The sequence below is a fragment of the Burkholderia pyrrocinia genome (assembly GCF_018417535.1).
Lineage (GTDB): Bacteria > Pseudomonadota > Gammaproteobacteria > Burkholderiales > Burkholderiaceae > Burkholderia > Burkholderia pyrrocinia_E.
Genome location: NZ_CP070977.1, coordinates 1,168,053 through 1,189,137, shown reverse-complemented (window position 1 = coordinate 1,189,137; position 21,085 = coordinate 1,168,053). Strand labels below are relative to the sequence as shown.

The window sequence follows — 21,085 nt, the reverse complement described above, 5'->3', positions numbered from 1 at the left end:
ACGACGGATGACGAAGGTTCAACCCGACTGGCTCGCGCTCGCGACGCGTTTCGCGCAACTGCCCGACGCGCAGCGCTCGGTCTTCATCGACAAGCTCGGTGCGGCCGGCATCGACTTTCGCGTGCTGCCGATCCCGCCGCGCACGCCGCGCAGCGACCGCGTGCCGGCGTCGTTCGCGCAGACGCGGTTGTGGCTGCATGCACGGCTGATCGATGCGCCCGATGCGTATCACATCACCGAGCGTCTGGCGCTGACGGGCCCGCTCGACACGCACGCACTGCGTCTCGCGTGCGATGCGCTGATCGCGCGCCACGAGGCGCTGCGTACCACCTTCGACGAGGCACAGGACGGCGTCGCGCAAACGATCCACGCGCCGCTGCGCTGCCCGTGGCGCGAAACCGGTCTCGAAGCGCTGCCGGACGCGCAGCGCGCCGCGCGCGCGGAGGCCGTCGCGACGGCCGACGAAGCCGAACCGTTCGATCTCGGCGCGGCGCCGCTCGTGCGTGCGCACCTGGTCCGCTTCGACGCGACGCATCACTGGCTCGCGCTGACCGTGCACCACATCGTGTCGGACGGCTGGTCGTCGGCGGTGATGCTCGAGGAACTCGCGGCGTTCTACCACGCGTATGCGTCCGATAAACCGGTGCCGCTCGCACCGCTGCCGATCCAGTACGCCGACTACGCGCTGTGGCAGCGCCGCTGGCTCGACGCCGGCGAACGCGATCGCCAGCTTGCGTTCTGGCGCGAACGGCTCGATCCGCAGCGCGGCGTGCTGACGCTGCCGGGCGCGACCGCACGGCCGGCGCGCCGCAGTGCGCGCGGCGCGCGCCATGTGTTTTCGCTCGACTCGCGCATCGGCGCGCAACTGCGTGCATTCGCGGCTGCGTCGGGCGCGACGCCGTTCGCGGTGCTGCTCGCCGCGCTCGATGCGCTGCTCGCGCGTGCGACCGGCGATGCGCGGATTTGCGTCGGCGTGCCGGCAGCGAACCGCGAACGTGCCGAGGTCGCCGGCCTGATCGGCTTCTTCGTCAATACGCTTGCCATCGATGTCGAGGTGCCCGCACACGGCGATTTCTCGTCGCTGGTCGCGCGCACGCAGCGCGCGCTCGTCGACGCGCAGATGCACCAGGACGTGCCGTTCGAGCAGGTGGTCGATGCGCTCGGCGTGCCACGCAGCGCGAGCCACCATCCGCTGTTCCAGGTGATGGCCGCGTATGGCGAGCGCCGCGCGCTGCCGGCGCTCGGTGCGGCATCGGCCGCGTTGCTGCCGTCCGGCACGCCTTCCGCGAAATTCGACCTGACGCTCGCCGTCGAGGCGACGCCCGACGGCACGTTCGACGCCGCGTTCATCTTCGCGCTCGACCTGTTCGACGCCGACGCGATCGCGCGGTTGGCCGCGCGCTTCGTCACGCTGCTCGCGGATGCGCTCGCGCGCCCCGACATGCCGGTCGGCGATCTCGACTGGCTGCCCGCCGACGAGCGCGCGCAGCTCTTTGCATGGAACGCGCCGGCAGGCGCGACCGACGCCGAACCGTTCGTACCCGTGCACGCGCGCATCGCCGCGCATGCACACGCGCGGCCCGACGCACGTGGCGTCGCCGATATCGATCGCGCGCTGACGCGCGGCGAAGTCGATGCACGCGCGGCGCGCCTGGCGCGGCATCTGGTTGCAGCCGGCGTGCGGCCGGAGATGCGCGTCGGCGTGGCACTGCAGCGCTCGGTCGACCTGCTCGTCGCGCTGATCGCGGTGCTGAAATCCGGTGCCGCGTTCGTGCCGCTCGATCCGGCCCATCCGCGCGAACGGCTCGCGCAGATCGTCGGCGACGCATGCATCGCGCACGTGCTGACCGACGGCGCGAGCGCCGTGTCGTTGCCCGATCTGCCGGAACTGCGCGTGTGGCGCGCCGACGAAATCGATGCACTCGACGAAGCCGCGGACGTCGCGCTGCCGGACGTGCTGCCCGGCCATGCCGCGTACGCGATCTACACGTCGGGCTCGACCGGCAAGCCGAAGGGCGTGATCGTCGATCATGCGTCGTTCGCGCTGCATTGCGCGGCGATTGCCGAACGCTACGGCGCGGGCGAGCAGGACGTGTTCCTGCTGTTCCAGTCGGTCAACTTCGACGGCGCGCACGAAGGCTGGTTTTCGCAATACATGTCGGGCGCCGCCGTATCGGTAACGGCCGACGTGCTGTGGCCGCCCGCACAGACCTGCGCGATGATGGTCCGCGACGGCGTGACGATGACCTACGTGCCGCCCGGCTGCGCCGCGCAGCTCGCCGAATGGGCGCTCGCGCACGGCGCGCCGCCGACGCTGCGGTCGCTGACCGTCGGCGGCGAGGCGACGTCGCGCGAGGCATTCGCGCTGCTGCGCCGCGCGCTGCCGAACGTGCGCGTGGTCAACGGCTACGGCCCGACCGAGACGGTCATCACGCCGACGCTGTGGATGTTCCGGCCCGGCGACGATCTCGCCAAGCTCGGCGACGCCGCGTATTTGCCGATCGGCACGCTGGTCGGCGCACGCACCGCGCACGTGCTCGACGAGCGGCTGCATCCGCTGCCGGTCGGCGTGATCGGCGAGCTGTATCTGGGCGGCGAGGGGATCGGCGTCGCGCGCGGTTATCTCGACCGCCCGGCGCTGACGGCCGAACGCTTCGTGCCCGATCCGTACGGCGCGCCGGGCGCACGCCTGTACCGCACGGGCGACCTCGTGCGGCGCCGCGCGGACGGCGTGTTCGACTTCATCGGCCGCGTCGATCACCAGGTGAAGCTGCGCGGGTTGCGCATCGAGCTCGGCGAGATCGAGGCACAGCTTGCCGCGCACGATGCGGTGCGCGAAGCGTGCGCGGTCGTGCACGGGCAGGGCGCGCTTGCGCAGCTCGTCGCGTATGTCGAACTGACCGCCGACGCACAGACGGCCGCGCAGCCCGTCGAAGCCGCGACGCTCGACGCACACCTGCGCCGCACGCTGCCCGATTACATGGTGCCCGCGCAACTGATCGTGCTCGACGCGCTGCCACGCAACGCGAACAGCAAGGTCGACCGAGCGCGGCTGCCGGCGCCCGTGCGCGTCGAACGCGCGTACGAGGCGCCGCACGACGGCGACGAAGCCGCGCTCGCGGCGATCTGGTGCGATGTGCTGAATCTCGAGCGCGTCGGCCGCGGCGATCACTTCTTCGATCTCGGCGGCCATTCGCTCGCTGCCGTGCGCGTCGCGACGCGCGTGGTCGAACGGCTCGGCCGCGACGTGCCGGTGCGCGCGCTGTTCGAGGCACCCGTGCTCGCGCAGTACGCGCTTCAGGTGGCCGATGCGCCGCGCGCTGCGCATGCCGCGCACGGCGGTACTGCGGCGCCGGGCGTCGCGGTCGCCAAACCCGACGCGCACGGCGTGTGGCCGCTGTCGCCCGCGCAGCTCGGCCTGTGGTTCCTGTGGCGCGCGCAGCCGGACAGTGCCGCGTACAACATTCCGGTCGCGCTGCGCGTGCGTGGCCCGCTCGACATCGATGCGCTGCGCGCGGCGTTCTCCGATGCGTCGGCCGTGCATCCGGCGCTGCGTGCGCGGCTCGTCGCCCGCGAGGGCGTGCTGCCGGGCCAGCGGATCGACGTGGCGGCGACGGTCGAATTGCCGGTCGTCGACCTGTCGGCGCAACCCGATGCGCTCGCCCGCGCGGCGGCGCTGACCGACGACGATGCACTCGCGCCGTTCGACCTCGCAGCCGATGCGCCGTTGTGGCGCGCGCGCGTGCTGCGGCTCGGCGCGAACGACCACGTGCTGTCGGTGACGATCCATCACATCGTGTCGGATGGCGAATCGATCGAGCTGTGGCTCGATGCGGTTCGCGCGCGCTATGTCGCTCGCGTGCGCGGCGACGCCGTGCCGGCTGGAGAGACCGTCCAACTGGCCGCCCAACCGGTCGTAGCGCTCGTGCTGCCCGCACCGTGTCATCCGGCCCGCGTCGCGTACTGGCGTGACGCGCTGGCCGATCTGCCGTCGTGTGTGCTGCCGCAGCGCGCGGGTGCGCCGGCCGTGCCGCAGTGGCGCGCGGCACGCATCGCGTTCGAATTCGACGCACCGCTGATCCGCGCCGCTCGCGATGCCGCATCGGCCGCGCATGCGACGCTGCCGATGCTGCTGCACGCGGCGCTCAACGCCGCGCTGTTCCGCACGACGGGCGCGGCCGACCAGCCGGTCGGCGTGCTCGCGTCGACACGCGAGCTGACGGGCGACGCGGCACGCGATGCGCTCGGCCTGTTCATCAATTCGGTCGTCGTGCGTACGCGGATCGACCTGGCCGCGCGTCGCGCGGACGTGCTCGCACAGGTGCGCGACACGGCGCTCGCCGCGTATGCGCATGCCGACGTGCCGTTCGCCGACGTCGTCGCGGCGCTGCGCGCGCCGCGTGCCGCGCAGGCCAATCCGCTGTTCCAGGTGATGTTCAACTACCTGCGCCCGACGGGCGCTGCCGCACGCGACTGGGCCGGCCTGTCGCTCGCGGAATTCGACGACGTGCGCCATCGCGTCGTGTTCACGCTGGAGCTGGACGTCGTCGAGCATCCGGACGGCCGCGTGAGCGCCGCATTCTCGTATGCGGACGAACTGCTCGACCGCGGTTTCGTCGATGCGCTCGTCGATGTCTATCACGACGAAGTCGCGCGCTTTGCCGGCGCATCGGAAGCAACGCTCGGCGCGCCCGACAGGCATGTGACCACGCAGGCGGCGTTCAGCGCGCAAGCAAGCCGGGAAGCACCGGCCGACGCGCCGTCGCACGCAGCGGCCGTGCTCGCGGCACTTTGGTCCGACACGTTCGCGACGGCCGCGCCCGAGCCTGGCGCGGACCTGTTCGAAGCCGGCGCGACGTCGTTCGACGTCGTGCGTTTCGTCGACACGGCCGGCCGTGCCGGTCATGCGCTGACGGTCGCCGACGTGTTCGCGTCGCCGACGCTCGCGGCCCTCGGCGCACGGCTCGATGCGCGGGCGGAAACAGGACAGGAGGAACGCCATGCTGGCTGAAGTGCGTCCGGACGGATTCACGATGCCCGATACGTGCCGCCTCGCGTTCGCGGACGGCCTGTTCGCCGCGCGCGACGGCACGGAGATCCGCGTCGCGCAGGGCGACGGCATCGGCGCGCAGTTGCTGCGTGCGCAACTCGCCGACGACGGCACGCTGCGCCTCGTCGCGTACAACCATCGCACGGCGCTGGCCGACCAGCGGCGCGCGCTGCTGGCCGCGCTGGCCGCGGCGTTTTCGGACGGCGCGCACCATGCGGCGATCCGGCTCGACCCGGCCGCGTGGCCGGCGGTCGCGCTCGATGCGCTGCGCGCGAGCGGCGTGCTCGCCGACGGCGGCCGCTGCATGCGCGACGGCTGGGCGCAGCAGGCCGATCTGTGGCTCGTCGGCACGCACCTGCCTTGCGCGACGCTGCCGATGCTCACCGACGGCCGGCGTCATCCGCGCCGGCCGCCCGCGCCGCGCGGCGAAGTCTACGCACGTGACCTGCCTGCGCTCGGCGTGCGCTTCACGCTGCGCGGCTGGCAGCCGGCGGAGGATGCCGGGCGGGTCGCGCGCTGGTTCGCTGAGCCTGAGCCGCGCGTGCGCGACGGCTGGCCGGGCGCGCAGCCCGGCGCGGACGGCACGCAAGGCGCCGCACCCGACGCCGATCCGCACGTGACGCCGCTGGTCGGCTGTTTCGACGGCGAGCCGTTCGCGTACTTCGAGGCGTACTGGCTGAAGGAAGACGCGCTCGCGCCGCACGTCGCGGCGCACGACTACGACCGTGGGCTGCGGATGCTGGTCGGCGAGTCGCGCTGGCGCGGCCCGCATTGCGTCGCGGGCTGGCTGCCGTCCGTCGTTCATTACCTGTTTCTCGACGACCCGCGTACCGAAGCGGTCGGCTGCGCCGTTCCGGCCGGCCACACGCGGGTTGCCGACCATCTCGCGCGGCATGGCTTCGCGCGGCAGCGCCGTCTCGCGCTGGCCGACGCGCAGCCGCTGTGGATGCGCACGCTGCGCGAGACGTTCTTCTCCGGCCGTCACGTCTGACGGGCCGGAATCACCGACAAGGGAGCTGAGACATGCAGAGAGAAACCGTATTCGACCTGATCGGCGTCGGCTTCGGGCCGTCGAATCTGGCGCTGGCCATTCGCCTCGCGGAGCGCAGCGGCGCACGCACGTTCGCCCATTGCTTCGTCGAGCGCCAGCCGGAATTCGGCTGGCATCGCGGGATGCTGCTCGACGACTGCCGGATGCAGATCTCGTTTCTGAAGGATCTCGTCACGATGCGCGATCCGAAAAGCCGCTACACGTTCATCAACTACCTGTTCGAACGCGGCCGGCTGAACGAATTCGTCAACCTGAAGAACTTCTATCCGACCCGCGTCGAATTCCACGACTACCTGAGCTGGGTCGCCGATGCGTTCGACGAACACGTTCATTACAGCGAGACCGTGCTGGCGATCGAGCCCGTGCGCGGCGACGGCGCCCGGATCGACGCGCTGCGCGTGCTGTCGCGCGATGCGTCCGGCCATGAGCGCCAGCGCGTTACGCGTGCACTGTCGGTCGGCGTCGGCGGCACGCCCGCGATTCCGGACGCGTTCGCCGCGCTCGGCCGCGACCGCGTGATCCATTCGTCGTCGTATCTGACCGACATCGACCGGCTCGTCGCGTCGCCGGACGGCGAGCGCCGCCGCGTCGCGGTGATCGGCGCGGGGCAGAGCGCGGCCGAGGTGTTCATCGACCTCGCGCGCCGCTTCCCGCATGTCGACGCGAGCCTCGTGATGCGCGCCGGTGCGCTGAAGCCGGCCGACGACAGCCCGTTCGTCAACGAGATCTTCAGCCCCGAGTTCACCGATGTCGTCTATGCGCAGCCGCACGACGCGCGCCGCGCGCTGCTCGAGCGCTATCGCGACACGAACTACGCGGTGGTCGACCGGCCGCTGATCGAGCAGATCTACGAAATGCTGTACCTGCAGCGCATCGACGGCACACCGCGTCATGCGCTGCTCGCGAACAGCGCGATCGAGGCGGCGGTGCGCACCGCCGACGGCCGCATCGAGCTGACGCTGCGCGACCGGATGAGCGGCGCCACGCGCGTCGAGCGCTTCGACGCGCTCGTGCTCGCGACCGGCTATCGCCGCGACACGCATTCGGCGCTGCTCGAAGGGCTCGCGCCGCACCTGGGCGACGCGCTCACGCACGGCGACGTGACGCGCGACTACCTGCTCGCGACGCCCGAGCAGTTCGCGCCGCGCATCTACCTGCAAGGCTGCTGCGAAGACAGCCACGGCTTGTCCGACACGCTGCTGTCGGTACTGGCGCGCCGCGCGGACGAAATCTGCGCGTCGCTCGAAGACGGGATCGCACCCGCCCATGACGATGGCGCGGCCCGGGCACCGCACGAAAAACGACAGGAAAACGGGGTGAGCGCGGGCCGGATGGCTTTCGCTCTTTGACAAAGGCGCGGTCGGAGACCGCATGAAAAAAGTGGAGCAGAGAAAGATGGAGTGGGCAACAGGCACGCGTTTGCGTGCGATCGCAGCCGCGGCGAGCGTCGCGTTCGGTGCGGCTGCGGCGGGGCAGGCTTACGCCCAGGCGGCGCCGGCCGTGAACGCAGGCGCCGCGGCGTCGGCCAGCAGTGCGCAGAACGGCGCGGCGGCGAGTGCGTCGACCGGCGCGCAAAATGGCACGACGAGCGGCTCGCCGAATGGCACGCTGCCGGCGATCACCGTCAACGCGGCCTCGGAAGGCGACGGCACGGTCGGGCTCGTCGCGAAGCGCAGCCGGACCGGCACGAAGACCGACACGCCGATCAACGAGATCCCGCAGACGATCAACGTCGTCACCGCACAGCAGATCGAGATGACCGGCGCGACCGACGTGAACGCGGCGCTGCGCTACGTGCCGGGCTTCTCGTCGTACGGTTCGGACAACCGGTCGGACTGGTACGCGGCGCTGCGCGGCTTCACGCCGACCGCCTTCGTGAACGGGCTGCAGGTGCCGAACACGATCAACCTCGCGAGCTGGCGTGTCGATCCGTACATGATCGACAGCATCACCGTGCTGCGCGGGCCGACGTCGGTGCTGTACGGCGCGGGCGACCCCGGCGCGATCATCGACGTGCAGACCAAGCTCGCCGACGGCGAGCGCGTGCGCGAAGCCGGGGTGCAGATCGGCAACTACGCGCGCAAGCAGTTCATGATCGATGTCGGCGACAAGCTCGATGCCGACGGCAAGTACGCATACCGGTTCGTCGGCGTCGCGCGCGACGGCAACGCGTTGACGGGCCCGAACAACGACCAGCGCGTCGCGCTCGCGCCGTCGTTCCGCTGGCGCCCGAACGCGGATACGTCGCTGACGCTTTCCGCGACTTACCTGCAGGACTGGGGCGACATCTCGTCGAACTTCCTGCCGGCGGTGGGCACGGTGCTGCCGAACCCGAACGGGCAGATCAACAAGGACGTGTACGAAGGCGACCCGAACTTCAACTACTACCGCAAGAAGCAGTGGTCGGTCGGCTATCAATTCGAGCAGAACCTGACGCCGATGTGGACGTTCCGGCAGAACGTCCGCCTGATGCACCTGTCGCTCGACAACGGCTCGGTGTTCGGCAACGGCTTCGTCGAAGGCAGCACGACCGACGTGTCGCGCTGGGCCGGCGTGTTCCAGATGAACTACAGCCGCTTCGACATCGACAACAACGTGGAAGGCCGCTTCGCGACGGGCCCGCTCCAGCACACGCTGCTGCTCGGCTTCCAGTACAACCGCCAGACCGCGACCGACAGCGAATGGCTCGCCGCGGCGCCGCCGCTGAACATCTACAACCCGGTCTACCTGCCGGTCACGACGGCGGTGTTCGATCCGGCGTCGACGTTCCGCACCAACACGTACACGACGATGAACACGTTCGGCCTGTACGCGCAGGACCAGATCAAGTGGAACCGCTGGACGCTGACGCTCGGCGGCCGCGAGGACTGGGTCAACATGCGGATGGACGACCGCGCGGGCGGCACGCAGACGAAGGCGGACGTCACGGCGTTCACTGGCCGCGTCGGCCTCACGTACCAGGGCGACTACGGGCTGTCGCCGTACATCAGCTACGCGACGTCGTTCAATCCGCTGATCGGCGTGAACCTGCTCGGCGGCGGGCTGCCGCAGCCGACTCGCGGCAAGCAGATCGAGGCCGGCCTGCGCTGGCAGCCGCCTGGCAAGAACCTGATGCTGAACGCGGCGATCTACCAGATCAACCAGACCAACGGGATCACGCCGGCGCTGCCGAGTCAGGACACGACCGGCACGAAGTCGGTGCAGGCGGGCGAGGTGCGTTCGCGCGGGATCGAGCTGAGCGCGACCGGCAAGCTCACGCGGAACCTGTCGCTGATCGCGTCGTACGTGTACCAGGACGTGAAGAACGTGAAGGCGAACGACGTGTCGCTGAACAACTGGCCGGTCGACATTCCGCGTCCGCGCCAGATGGCGTCGATGTGGGCCGACTGGACATGGCACACGGGGCCGCTCGCGGGCTTCGGCCTCGGCGGCGGCGTTCGCTACCAGAGCGCGTCGGCCGGTGCGGCCGACAACTCGCTGGCGGTGTCGAGCGTCACGCTGTTCGACGCGGGCGTGCATTACGACACGCGTAACTGGCGCTTCGCCGTGAACGGGACGAACCTGGCCAACCGCCACTACATCAGCGGCTGCCAGTCGATGAACGTCTGCGTTTTCGGCACCGACCGTACCGTGATCGCGACCGCGAAATACAACTGGTGACGTTGCGCGCCGCGGTGCGCCGGCCAGCCTTCGTGGCTGGCGCGGGCCGGCCGCGGCGCCTTCGTCCGCTTTTCCACGACGCATCCATGCCGAAGAAAAATCTCGTCTACATCCAGTCGCTGCGCAACGGCGCGGCCGATCGCGCCGGCCAGCCGGTCGCGTATCAGGGCGGCACGCGCTACATGAAGGCGCCGCTCGAATTCCTCGTCGAGCGCCTGAACGACTCGCCGCTCGGCGAGCGCTACACGCTCCGGGGCGTGATCGTCGACGACGACGACGGTTCGCCGGCCGACCGCGCGAAGGTGGCCGACTACGGCTTCACGCGCACGCCGGGCCGCCCGTGGATCCTGCCGGACGGGTTGACGGTGCAGGGCCGGCCGGTCGACGCACTGTTCTGCACGATTCCGTCGATGTACCGGCGGCTGCCGCGCGACGCGCGCGAGCGCGCGGCGGGCAAACAGGCGTTCGAGCGCCGCCTGCTCGAGCGCCTGCTCGAACTCGACGCCGACGTCGTCGTGCTCGACGGGCTGCTCGTGATCCTCGACGAACTCGTGCGGCCCGGTGCGCGCTTTCACCGGCGCATCGCGAACATCCACCCGGGCATCACGGCCGACGATTCGCCGTACCAGCGGCGCGGCGCGTGGGCGACGCTCGACGCGCTGCACGGCGCGCGCGGCGAACGGGTCGACTGGGCGAGCGGCGCGACGTCGTCCGTCGAACCCGTGACGATGACGGGTGCGTCGTTCCACTACGTCGACAACGGCATCGATTCCGGCGAGGTGATCTGCGACGTGCTCGACACGCCGATCGCGCCGGACGACACGATCCTCGAACTGCGCTGGAACAACTTCCAGCGCAGCCTGTTTCCGGCGCTCGAGCGGGGGCTTCACGTGCTCGCCGACCGCCACGACGCGGGAGCACTGTGATGGAGGACACGCTGACGAAACCGGCCGGCGCCGCGGACGCCGTCGAAGGTGAGGTGGCCGCCGCGCTGGACGGCGCCGCGCACGGGCAGGCGGCGCCGGTCGCGGAGCGCACGCTCGACGCATGGCGACCCGACGACTCGCCGGACGTGCTGCTCGCGGCGTTCGTCGCGCTGTTCAACACCGACACGCGGCACGATGCGGCGACGATCTCGGTGCCGCTCGCCGGCACCGATCCGGCGGCCGTCGCGTCGTACGTCGCCCGCGCGGTGCGCGAAGGCGTGATCGACGGCGCGCAGGTCGCCGGCGGCACGCTGCGCCTGAACGTGTCGCGCACGACGTTCTGGCAGAACCCGCAGCCGTGGCTGAAGGCGCCCGCATCGGGCGGGATGCCGCTGCGCTACGCGATCACGAACGGCCACCGGCACCCGGTGCGGCCGCCGTCGCCGGTCGGCGAGATCTACGCGCGCGCCATGCCGCAGGTCGGGATGAGGTTCAGCCTGCGCACCGTCGATATCGACGCGCACGCTGACCTGTTCAGCGGCTGGATGAATCTCGATCGCGTCGCGCATTTCTGGGACCAGCGCGGCACGCGCGACGAGCATGCGGCGTATCTCGCCGAGCGGCTCGCCGATCCGCACATGCACCCGATGATCGGCTATTTCGACGACACGCCGTTCGGTTATTTCGAGTTCTACTGGGCGAAGGAGGACCGCCTCGCGCCGTTCTACGACGCGCACGACTACGATCGCGGGCTGCACCTGCTGATCGGCGACTCGCGCTTCCAGAGCGCGGGCAAGCTGCATGCGTGGTGGAGCGGGGTGCTGCACTACATGTTCGTCGACGAACCGCGCACCCAGCGGCTCGTTGGCGAGCCGCGCGTCGATCACGTGCGGCACATCGCGTACATGCACCGGCTCGGGTTCTACACGCTGAAGGAATTCGACTTCCCGCACAAACGCGCGGCGCTCACCGTGATCGAGCGCGAAACATTCTTCGACACTTTCCGGTTGCCGTGACGGGGCGGGCGCGCAGCGTCGGTGCGACGTTGCGCGCGGCCGTGCATCGCGCCTGCATCGGCCGTTCGGGATATGGACCGCGCGGCCCGCGTCGTGAAGAATGGATCGCTCTCCTCATCGACGACAGGCCGGCAGCATGACAAAAACACCCGTGACAGCGTGGGGCGCGACGTCCGATTCGCGCCCCCTGAAATTGACATATGCCGACATATGTCTAAAATGGGCGCACCGTACTCCCATGGAGTGGCTCATGCGCACTGTTTCCATTTTCAAGAACGCCCGTAACCAGGCAATCCGCATCCCGAAGGACATGGAGTTCGAGGGTGTGACGGAACTCGAGATCCGCCGCGAGGGCGATACGCTGCTGCTGCGGCCGGTGCGTCCCACGTGGCTTTCGTTCGCGAACGAACCGCTGGCCGACGCCGATTTCCTCGCCGAACGCCCGGCCGTCATCGAGTCCGGCCGTTTCGACCTGTCCGGCGATGCCGGCTCGCCGACGGAGTCCGGCCGGTGACCACGCTCTACATGCTCGATACGAACATTTGTTCGTTCATCATGCGCGAGCGGCCGCCCGTGGTGCTGTCGCGGTTGCAGTCGTGCGTCAATGCGCAGCACCGGATCGTCGTGTCGGCAATTACCTATGCCGAAATGCGGTTCGGCGCGGTCGGCAGGAAGGCGTCGCCGAAGCATGCGGAACTCGTGACGGCCTTTGTTTCGCGGCTGGATGGCGTGCTGTCGTGGGATCCGGCGGCCGTCGATGCAACGGCCGCGATTCGCGCGGATCTCGCCGCGCGCGGCACGCCGATCGGCGCGAACGATGCGTCGATCGCCGGGCATGCGATTGCGGCCGGTGCGGTGCTCGTCACGAACAACGGCCGGGAATTCGGCCGTGTCGCCGGGTTGTCGTTCGAAGACTGGGCGGCCTGAGCGCGGCGGGGCGCAAGCGCGATGACGTTGCTGCTCCGCCGCGTCGCGTCACGCGTGCGGCGCGTGCGGATCAGCGAGAAAGGCGTTGCGGAACGCGTCGAGATACCGGTCGGCGTCATCGCTGAACTCACCCGGCAGCAGCGCGAACGCACGTGCCAGCAGATCCTGGCCGAGCGCCGCGTAAGTCGCTTCGTCGGATAGCAGCATGCGGATGGCGTCGCGCGTTTGCGGCGAAGCAATCCGTTTCGCCTCTCGCGCGAGCAGTGCGGCGGCGGTGAGGCCCGGCTGGAACGCGTGCGTTTCGAGCAGGTCCGGCGCGGCCTTCCAGATGCGTTCGCGATTGCCGGCGTCGTGAAAATTCCGCAGCAGGAACAGCAGGTCGTACGCGTCGCTGTTCTGGCGCGCACGCCGGTCCTTCCATGCGAGCAACTTCAGCAGCGCGAGCGCCGGCAGGCTGGCCACAGGTACCACGGTGCGCGCATCGATCGACACCGGCTGTGCCGTGTCGACCGCTTCCTGGAACCCGAGCACGTTCAGCACGAATTCGCCGCCCGGCGGCCATGCGATCTCGCCCGGCGGCGTTTCGAGCGGCCCGAACGGCACCAGATCGAGCTCGGTGCGAAAACCGTGCGTTCCGCCATCGAACAGCAGTTTCTGCTGCTGTTTCGGTGCGCGCGTGAATTGCCCGGTCGCGATAAGTGCATCGACGAGTTGCTCGTGAAACGGCCAGCTCACTACGCACACCGCGACGTCGACGTCCCGCGTCGCGCGCACCGGCCGGATGCCGTGGACGTGCCACATCAGGATGTCGCGCGCGGTTGCGCCGGCGACGACGAACGCCGTATCGAGGCGCGCGCAGGCCACGCTGACCGCTTGCAGCAGCGCGACCGCCGCCGGCTCGAGCGGCCGGCGCGCATCGACTTCAAGCGGGCGGGTGGGCGAGGTATCGGTCATGGATCCGTTCGGCGGCGGCAAGATTGCGGCTGTCCCCGGACGAGACGAGATCCGCGTAGATCAGGAGCGGCGGTACGAGCGGCACATCCTGCTCGCGCCAGTCGAGCGCAGGCGAGTGCGGCCAGAACGCTTCAAGGATTTCGATGTCGCCGCGCTCGTCCGGACGCAGGCGGGCCTGGAGCAGCAGGCGGTTCGACACCGCGCCGTGCGTGTAGACGGTGATCGCGGCCGGCTTCAGATCGTGCGTCAGCAGGTCGGCCGCCGGCTCGCCGCCGAGCTGCGCGTCGAATGACGCGAAATCGAAACCGCGCCACCAGTCGGGCGTGAGGCCGGCAAACCGGTGGCTCGGCAGTTTCGCGCGCAAGCGGCTCGGGTACAACGCGACCCATTCCTGCACGAAGCGCGGCCAGTCGGGAATCAGGCGCTCGCCGTTACGGCGCTGCCCGACGAGGCCGCGCGCGATCAGATCGTCCATCGCGAGATTGACCGTGCCGAGCGCGACGCCCGACGCGGCGGCAATCCCCCGATACGGCTGCGCGACGAGGCCCGGCTGCGTCGCGAGTGCGAACATCACGGCCAGTCCCTTCGGTGTCGTCGCACGCGACGCCTGCCGGCGGGGCGCGCGCGCGGGCTTCGGCCGCCCCGCGATCATCACGGTCGCCTCCGGCTGAATCAGGCATGCGTTGCCTGCGGTGTCGAGAAACGGGATGCCCTGGTCGGTCAGGCGCGCGGCCAGTTCGGCCGAAAGATACGGCGCGACCAGCATCAGCGGCCGCTCGCCGGGCATCGCGGCAGCGCCGCGGCGGCGACGCAATTCCGCAAGCGCGCCCTGCAGCGATTCGGCGCGCAGGCTCACGGCGACCGGCATCTCGAATGCCTGCCCGGCAACGTCGAAGCGGATCATCGCGTCGGCACGCGCGTGGTACGCGGCCGGCACGCGCACGGGCCGCGCCCTGAAGCGCCGGGTCGCGCGTTCGAACGCGGCGCAGGCTTCGTCGAGCACATGCTGTTCCGACATCGGGAGAGGGGCGTTCTCGGGCATCAGAGGCAATCGCTTGTTCACTTCTTTGTCAGTGTACACAGAAAGTGTACAAACGTCAAAAAGTGAACAAATATCCATAAGTCTTTGATGCTATGGAGTTATTTTGGATGTTTGAACGGTCATCGCCGGGCCCTTATGCACATAAAATCGATGCGGAGCGCACAGTTTTACGTGTCCGGATCATGTGCGGCAGTCATCCGGATGGCCGGCTTGCGCATACCGCGCACCGTGCCCGATACGGCAACTACCGGTTGCTGCCACGACGACTTTTCGTCTGCCCGGTTGCCAGCGAACCGACTATCCTTGCCTGCACATTCCCCACCGAACACAGGAGACGACACCGTGACGCACAGCGTGATTCCCGCGGGCCTCGCCGACGAAATGATCGAGATCCGGCACCGCATCCATGCACATCCCGAACTGGGTTTCGAGGAATTCGCGACGAGCGACCTCGTCGCGGAGCAACTGCAGTCGTGGGGCTACACGGTGCATCGCGGGCTCGGCGGCACGGGCGTCGTCGCGCAGCTGAAGGTGGGCAACGGCACGCAGCGCCTCGGCCTGCGCGCCGACATGGATGCGCTGCCGATCCACGAGGCGACGGGCCTGCCGTACCAGAGCACGATCGCCGGCAAGATGCACGCGTGCGGCCACGATGGCCACACGGCGATGCTGCTCGCGGCCGCGAAGCATCTCGCGCGCGAGCGCCGCTTCTCGGGCACGCTGAACCTGATTTTCCAGCCGGCCGAGGAAGGGCTCGGCGGCGCGAAGAAGATGCTCGACGAAGGCTTGTTCGAGTTGTTCCCGTGCGACGCGATCTTCGCGATGCACAACATGCCGGGCTTCCCGACCGGCAAGTTCGGCTTCCTGCCGGGGCCGTTCATGGCGTCGTCGGATACCGTGGTCATCGACGTGCAGGGCCGTGGCGGCCACGGCGCGGTGCCGCACAAGGCGATCGACCCGGTCGTCGTGTGCGCGCAGATCGTGCTCGCGTTGCAGACGATCGTGTCGCGCAACGTGTCGCCGCTCGACATGGCGATCGTCACGGTCGGCGCGATCCACGCGGGCGAGGCGCCGAACGTGATTCCCGATCGCGCGCAGATGCGCCTGTCGGTGCGCGCGCTGAAACCGGAGGTGCGCGACCTGCTCGAGACGCGCATCAAGGAAGTCGTACATGCGCAGGCGGCCGTGTTCGGTGCGACCGCGACGATCGACTACCAGCGCCGCTACCCGGTGCTCGTCAACGACGCGGAGATGACCGCGTTCGCGCGCAACGTCGCGCGCGAGTGGGTGGGCGATGCGAACCTGATCGACAGGATGGTGCCGCTCACCGGCAGCGAGGATTTCGCGTTCCTGCTCGAGAAGCGGCCGGGCTGCTACCTGATCATCGGCAACGGCAACGGCGACGGGGAGGGCGGCTGTATGGTGCACAACCCCGGCTATGACTTCAACGACGCTGCGCTGCCGACGGGCGCGTCGTACTGGGTCAAGCTGGCCGAGGCGTTTCTGATCTGACGCGGCGGCGTGGAAGCCGCCACCCGGTGCGTGGCATGCGCGTGAATTTGACGCTCCTTGACATCGGCGGGACAGGTCGCGTGCTACGCTGCGCGCGACGCCGAATCGGCTCGATGAATACAGGTGTGGACGATATGCGAAAACAGCTTCTGACCGTGCTGACGGCCTGTGCGGTCGGCGTTCTGGCGGCCGGGTGCGACGACCAGAAGGTGGCTGACGCGGTCAATGCGATCAAGCCCGATCCGATGGCGTTCGGCAACCTGCAGCCGGGCGTCTCGATGGTCGAGGACGTGCTCCGCCAGGCCGGCAAGCCCGAGATGGTCAGGCAGGGTGAAGACGGCTCGCAGCGGTTCGAGTATCCGCGCGGCCCGTACGGCACGAGCACCTATATGCTCGATTTCGGGTCCGACGGCCGGCTCGTGTCGATCACGCAGGCGCTGACGGCGGCGAACATCGCGAAGGTCGTGCCCGGGATGTCGAAGGACGACGTGCGGCAACTGCTCGGCAAGCCGACCGAGGTCGCGCAATACGCGTTGAGCCATGAAGAGGTATGGAGCTGGCACTGGGCCGAGGGTGGCGTATCGGGCGACGGGATGTTCAACGCGCATTTCTCGCCCGACGGCACCGTGATCCGGACTTCGCGTTCGGAAGCGCCGGGCCGCGAAAAACCCTGACCTGACGAAGGAAGCAACACATGCGGCACGGGGTCGGACATCGGCAAGGTCGCCACTGTGGTTCAACGCGAAATGTACCAAATTTTGGTATATGATGATCGCATTGAAAAGGAGGTGACTCATGTCGCGAAACACATCCGTTTCCCTGGGCGACCACTTTGCCGAATTCGTCGACGCTCAAGTCCAATCGGGGCGATACGGTTCCGCAAGCGACGTCGTGCGAGCCGGTTTGCGGCTCCTCGAGTCACACGAAACACAAATGCGTGCGTTGCAAGAAGCGTTGAAGGCCGGTGAGGCATCAGGGGTGCCCAAGCCATTCGACAGCGAGGCCTTCCTGGTCCGCATGCGGGCCACGCATGGCGGTTAAAGGCAGACAGCTTCGGCTGACACCGCTGGCCGAACTCGATCTCGAAGACATTTGGCGTTATACCGTCGAGCATTGGTCGCTCGAGCAGGCAGACCACTACCATCGCGATCTGATCGGGACGATGGAAGCGCTGGCGCGCGGCAAAAAGGCTGGCCGGACTTGCATTGTTCGGGATGGGTATTTCCGGTACGCAGTTGGTTCTCACGTCGTGTTCTATCGCGAAACGGATGACGCAATCGATGTGATTCGGGTCCTGCATCAGCGGATGGATATCGAACGACATTTGTAGCCGAGCACGTCAAGCGGCGCGATCGTTGCAAAGTGGCCCGCAATCCCGGCATGACTGGTGCCGTCTCGATCCGAGCGAGGCATCGAGCAGTCTAGAACGCTTCCCCACCGAACAACGCCACGACAGCATCCGGATTCGACGGCCAGTACATGTGCATGTACGTCGCGACGATCGCGCCGCGGCGATAGACGGCTTCGCCGCTGCCCGACGCGCCGTCCGGGCGCCTTGCGGTCGCGATCGGCTCGAGCGGCGTGGCGAGCCGCGAATAGTGGAACGTATGGCCGCGCATCGTGCCGTGCCGCGTGTCGACCTGCTGCATTCCCAGCGCCGCGAACCGGCGCTGCATCGTCGCGTGGCCCGGCAACAGGCCGAGCAGCGGCGTCGTCGCGCCGTCCACGTCAGTCAGCGATTCACACAGATACACCATCCCTCCGCATTCCGCGACGATCGGCCGGCCGGCCGCCGCATGCGCGCGAATCGTCCGTGCGGTTTCGGCATTGGCCGCGAGCGTCGCCGCATGCAGTTCCGGATAGCCGCCCGGCAGGAACAGCGCGTCGCAATCGTCCGGCACGCCCTCGTCGGCAAGCGGCGAGAAACACCGCAACTGCGCACCGAGCGCGTCGAGCAGCGCGAGATTCGCCGGATAGATGAACGAGAACGCCGCATCGCGCGCGATCGCGATCCGCTTGCCGGCGAGCGCACGCGGCAGCGGCGCCGCGACGTCCGGTTCCGCGAACGCGACGGCAGGCGGCAATTCGGCGAGCGCCGTCTGCGCGAGCACGTCGGCCGCGCGCTCGAGCCGCGCATCGAGGTCGTCGATGTCGGCCGGCTGGTGCAGGCCGAGATGCCGCTCCGGCAGCGCGATGCCCGCATCGGCCGGCACGTGCCCGAGCCAGCGCAGGTCGGCGGGCAGCGCCTGTTGCAGCAAATCCGCGTGCCGGGCCGAGCCGACGCGGTTCGCCAGCACACCGTGAAACGGCAGCCCCGGCCGGAACCGCGCGAGCCCGAACGCGATCGCCGCGAACGTCTGCGCCATCGCCTTCGCTGAAATCACCGCGACGACCGGTACGCCGAACGCGGCCGCGAGGTCGGCACTGCTCGGCGTGCCGTCGAACAGCCCCATCACGCCCTCGATCAGGATCAGGTCCGCCTCGCGCGCGGCGTCGGCAAGCAGCGCGCGGCAGCCGGCCTCGCGGACCATCCCGAGGTCGAGCGCATGCACCGGCGCGCCGCTCGCGCGTTCGAGCAGCATCGGATCGAGAAAATCAGGCCCGGTCTTGAACACGCGCACGCGGCGGCCGAGCCGGCGGTGCAGCCGCGCGAGGCCGGCCGTCACCGACGTCTTGCCCTGGCCGGACGCGGGCGCACTGACGAACAGCGCGGGGCAGGCCGGCACGCTCAGAACTCCACGCCGCGCTGCGCCTTCACCCCTTGCTCCTTGTACGGATGCTTGACGAGCCGCATTTCGGTGACGAGATCGGCCGCGTCGATCAACGCATCCGGCGCGTGCCGCCCGGTAACGACGACGTGCACCGACTCCGGGCGCGCGACGAGCGTCGCGAGCACTTCGTCGAGCGGCAGGTATTCGTACTTCAGCACGGTGTTCAGCTCGTCGAGGATCACCATCCGGTAGTCGCCGCTTTCGATCATCCGGCGCGCCTCGTCCCAGCCCTTGCGCGCGGTCGCGATGTCGGCATCGCGGTTCTGCGTGTTCCACGTGTAGCCGTCGCCCATCGTCACGAAGTCGCATTCCGCGACCGCGCCGAGGAAGTCGCGCTCGGACGTGTGCAGCGCACCCTTGATGAACTGCACGACGCCGAGCCGCATGCCGTGGCCGAGCACGCGCACGGCCATGCCGAACGCGGCGGTGCTCTTGCCCTTTCCGTTGCCGGTGTGGACGATCAGCAGGCCTTTTTCATGGGTGGCGGCGGCCTGCTTCTTCTCGTGGCCGGCACGGCGGCGTTCGGTCATCCGCTGATGGGATTCGGAATCGGTCTTCATCGGGAATCGTCCTGTCGAAAGCGAAACAAAAGGTTCAGAGCGGGCCGGCGAGTGCGACCGTCACACCGTCCCGGATGGATTTGGGGCCCAGCAGCCGGCCGTGCGGCGCCGCGAGCTGCGCGCACGGCTCGGCCACGCCCGCGACGCCGAAGCGCGCGAGCGCGGCGTCCGACGGACCGCTCGCGGCCAGTTCCGGACGGCTCGCGAGCCGCGCCGCGTCGACTGCGACGAGCGGCCAGCCGCGTCGCGCGCACAGCGTGCGCAGCGCGCGGGCACGCGCCTTGTCGGCGAGCGTCGCGACGAGCGCCGGCTCGGCGGCCGGGTAGAGCGCCAGCGCCGCGCGGATCGCGGCATCGAGTTGCGCGGCCGTCACGCCCGCGCGGAAACCGACGCCGAGCGCGACGCGCATCATGCACCGCCGCCGAGCGCCGCGCGCACCGCGGGATCGTCGGCCAGCGCCGCGACGCGGCCGATCACGACGATCGCCGGCGAACCGATGCCGGTTGCACCGACGCGTTCGACGACGGTGTCGAGTGTCGCGAGCACGTGCCGCTGTTCGGGGCGCGTCGCGTTCTCGATCGCCGCGCACGGCGTATCGCCGGGCAGGCCGCCGGCGCGCAGCGCCGCCGCAATCGCATCGAGCCGGCGGATGCCCATGTAGATCACGATCGTCATGCGCGTGGCCGCCAGCGCGCGCCAGTCGGGTTCGTCGGCGCCCGCGCCGTGGCCCGTGACGAAGATCACGCCCTGCGCGTCGCCGCGCTGCGTGACCGGAATGCCGAGCGCGGCCGGCGCGGCGATGCCTGCCGTGATGCCGTTCACGACCTCGACCGGAAAGCCCGCCGCGCCGAGCGCGGCCAGTTCCTCGCCGCCGCGGCCGAACACGAACGGATCGCCGCCCTTGAGCCGTGCGACGCTGCGGCCCGCGCGCAGGTGCGCGAGCATCGCGGCGACGATCGCCTCCTGCGGCGTCGACGCATGGCCGCCGCGCTTGCCGACATGCTCGATCTGCGCGTCGGCGCGCGCATGGCACAGCATGTCGGGGTTCACGAGATCGTCGACGAGCAGCACGTCCGCCGCGCCGATCGCGCGCACGGCCCTGAGCGTCAGCAGGTCGGCGGCGCCGGGGCCGGCGCCGACGAGCCATGCGCGGCTCATCGCGCGCGGCACGGCGCGCACCGTGTCGAGACAGTGGAAAGGGGAAGGCGGGCGGCACATCGGCGGCCGGCGGACAGGCAACGCATAAAGGATCGGGCGAAGCCCGCGCGAACGCGGGCGGAATGCGCACCCCATCCGTCCCCCGCGGATCGGGCGTTCGGCGAGCGTCGGGCTCGCCCCTTGCGTCGGCCGGTATCCGGGCTGGCCGCTCGCCAGGCCGCAGCCTTCCCGCCCGGCTGAAGGGCAGTGGCATCGTGGGCGGCATGGGCGCGTGCGCGGGGAAGCGCGTCGCGCGGGCGGCGTACCGTTGCGGGGACAGCACAGGCCGGGCGGTGGTCCGCCTCCTGTTTCCCGTTTAACTGCATGCGCGGAATGCGCATGCGAGCACCGAACGCGGCGCATACGATAGCACACGCGTCGGCATGCCGATGCGTGACCCTGGCGCCACGCACGGCAAG

The 21,085-nt window shown here is 69.6% G+C and carries 18 protein-coding genes and 1 riboswitch; of the genes, 12 read left to right on the top strand and 6 right to left on the bottom strand.

All coding sequences use genetic code 11. The annotated features are described in order from the left end of the window. Positions 1-7 precede the first annotated feature (7 nt). The 8 genes from JYG32_RS05620 to JYG32_RS05585 all read left to right on the top strand — a co-directional run bounded on the left by JYG32_RS05620 (position 8) and on the right by JYG32_RS05585 (position 12,630). Positions 8-5,011 (top strand): non-ribosomal peptide synthetase, encoded by a 5,004-nt coding sequence (locus tag JYG32_RS05620; RefSeq protein WP_213264936.1) that lies wholly within the window; start codon positions 8-10, stop codon positions 5,009-5,011. Then, the gene (locus JYG32_RS05615; protein ID WP_213264935.1) at positions 5,001-6,041 is read left to right on the top strand and encodes a GNAT family N-acetyltransferase; all 1,041 of its coding nucleotides are present in this window, start codon (positions 5,001-5,003) and stop codon (positions 6,039-6,041) included. The genes JYG32_RS05620 and JYG32_RS05615 overlap by 11 nt, the downstream gene beginning before the upstream one ends. Before the next feature lie 32 nt (positions 6,042-6,073). Further along, positions 6,074-7,450, top strand: coding sequence for a lysine N(6)-hydroxylase/L-ornithine N(5)-oxygenase family protein (locus JYG32_RS05610; protein ID WP_213264934.1), 1,377 nt, complete (start codon positions 6,074-6,076; stop codon positions 7,448-7,450). Between the two features lie 22 nt (positions 7,451-7,472). Further along, positions 7,473-9,761: a TonB-dependent siderophore receptor gene (locus JYG32_RS05605; protein WP_213264933.1), complete on the top strand. Its 2,289-nt coding sequence runs from the start codon at positions 7,473-7,475 to the stop codon at positions 9,759-9,761. A gap of 86 nt (positions 9,762-9,847) precedes the next feature. Next, entirely contained in the window at positions 9,848-10,687 is an 840-nt protein-coding gene (locus tag JYG32_RS05600) for a formyltransferase family protein (protein WP_213264932.1), read from the top strand. Further along, on the top strand, positions 10,687-11,703 hold the full coding sequence (locus JYG32_RS05595; protein ID WP_213264931.1) for a GNAT family N-acetyltransferase: 1,017 nt from the start codon (positions 10,687-10,689) through the stop codon (positions 11,701-11,703). The genes JYG32_RS05600 and JYG32_RS05595 overlap by 1 nt, the downstream gene beginning before the upstream one ends. Before the next feature lie 250 nt (positions 11,704-11,953). Next, positions 11,954-12,217 (top strand): type II toxin-antitoxin system VapB family antitoxin, encoded by a 264-nt coding sequence (vapB, locus tag JYG32_RS05590; RefSeq protein WP_174383728.1) that lies wholly within the window; start codon positions 11,954-11,956, stop codon positions 12,215-12,217. Beyond that, positions 12,214-12,630, top strand: a complete 417-nt coding sequence (locus JYG32_RS05585) for a type II toxin-antitoxin system VapC family toxin (protein WP_213264930.1) — start codon at positions 12,214-12,216, stop codon at positions 12,628-12,630. The genes vapB and JYG32_RS05585 overlap by 4 nt, the downstream gene beginning before the upstream one ends. Positions 12,631-12,678: 48 nt before the next feature. Here JYG32_RS05585 and JYG32_RS05580 read toward each other — a convergent pair whose 3' ends face one another. Next, the gene (locus tag JYG32_RS05580) at positions 12,679-13,584 is read right to left on the bottom strand and encodes a nucleotidyl transferase AbiEii/AbiGii toxin family protein (protein WP_213264929.1); all 906 of its coding nucleotides are present in this window, start codon (positions 13,582-13,584) and stop codon (positions 12,679-12,681) included. Continuing rightward, positions 13,553-14,626, bottom strand: coding sequence for a type IV toxin-antitoxin system AbiEi family antitoxin (locus tag JYG32_RS05575; RefSeq protein WP_213264928.1), 1,074 nt, complete (start codon positions 14,624-14,626; stop codon positions 13,553-13,555). The genes JYG32_RS05580 and JYG32_RS05575 overlap by 32 nt, the downstream gene beginning before the upstream one ends. A 342-nt stretch (positions 14,627-14,968) precedes the next feature. Between JYG32_RS05575 and JYG32_RS05570 the strand changes: the two genes are divergently transcribed. The 4 genes from JYG32_RS05570 (at position 14,969) to JYG32_RS05555 (ending at position 17,468) form a co-directional block, all read left to right on the top strand. Further along, positions 14,969-16,138 (top strand): M20 aminoacylase family protein, encoded by a 1,170-nt coding sequence (locus tag JYG32_RS05570; protein WP_213264927.1) that lies wholly within the window; start codon positions 14,969-14,971, stop codon positions 16,136-16,138. A gap of 134 nt (positions 16,139-16,272) precedes the next feature. Beyond that, positions 16,273-16,812, top strand: coding sequence for an outer membrane protein assembly factor BamE domain-containing protein (gene bamE, locus JYG32_RS05565; protein ID WP_213264926.1), 540 nt, complete (start codon positions 16,273-16,275; stop codon positions 16,810-16,812). Positions 16,813-16,933: 121 nt separating this feature from the next. After that, a complete protein-coding gene (locus JYG32_RS05560) occupies positions 16,934-17,179 on the top strand; it encodes a type II toxin-antitoxin system ParD family antitoxin (protein WP_213264925.1) in 246 nt (81 codons plus the stop codon). After that, positions 17,169-17,468: a type II toxin-antitoxin system RelE/ParE family toxin gene (locus JYG32_RS05555; RefSeq protein ID WP_213264924.1), complete on the top strand. Its 300-nt coding sequence runs from the start codon at positions 17,169-17,171 to the stop codon at positions 17,466-17,468. The genes JYG32_RS05560 and JYG32_RS05555 overlap by 11 nt, the downstream gene beginning before the upstream one ends. Positions 17,469-17,559: 91 nt before the next feature. Here JYG32_RS05555 and JYG32_RS05550 read toward each other — a convergent pair whose 3' ends face one another. Genes JYG32_RS05550 through cobA form a run of 4 tightly spaced genes read right to left on the bottom strand, consistent with a single transcriptional unit; the run spans position 17,560 to position 20,687 of the window. Continuing rightward, a complete protein-coding gene (locus JYG32_RS05550; RefSeq protein ID WP_213264923.1) occupies positions 17,560-18,864 on the bottom strand; it encodes a cobyrinate a,c-diamide synthase in 1,305 nt (434 codons plus the stop codon). A 2-nt stretch (positions 18,865-18,866) separates the two neighbouring features. Then, complete coding sequence (gene cobO, locus JYG32_RS05545) at positions 18,867-19,469, bottom strand: cob(I)yrinic acid a,c-diamide adenosyltransferase (protein ID WP_174383737.1); 603 nt, start codon at positions 19,467-19,469, stop codon at positions 18,867-18,869. 34 nt (positions 19,470-19,503) lie between these two features. Then, positions 19,504-19,881 (bottom strand): cobalamin biosynthesis protein, encoded by a 378-nt coding sequence (locus JYG32_RS05540; protein ID WP_213264922.1) that lies wholly within the window; start codon positions 19,879-19,881, stop codon positions 19,504-19,506. After that, on the bottom strand, positions 19,878-20,687 hold the full coding sequence (gene cobA, locus JYG32_RS05535; protein WP_213264921.1) for a uroporphyrinogen-III C-methyltransferase: 810 nt from the start codon (positions 20,685-20,687) through the stop codon (positions 19,878-19,880). Before cobA ends, JYG32_RS05540 begins: the two co-directional genes overlap by 4 nt. Positions 20,688-20,797: 110 nt before the next feature. Beyond that, a riboswitch (cobalamin riboswitch) is annotated at positions 20,798-21,035 on the bottom strand. Between the last annotated feature and the right edge of the window lie 50 nt (positions 21,036-21,085).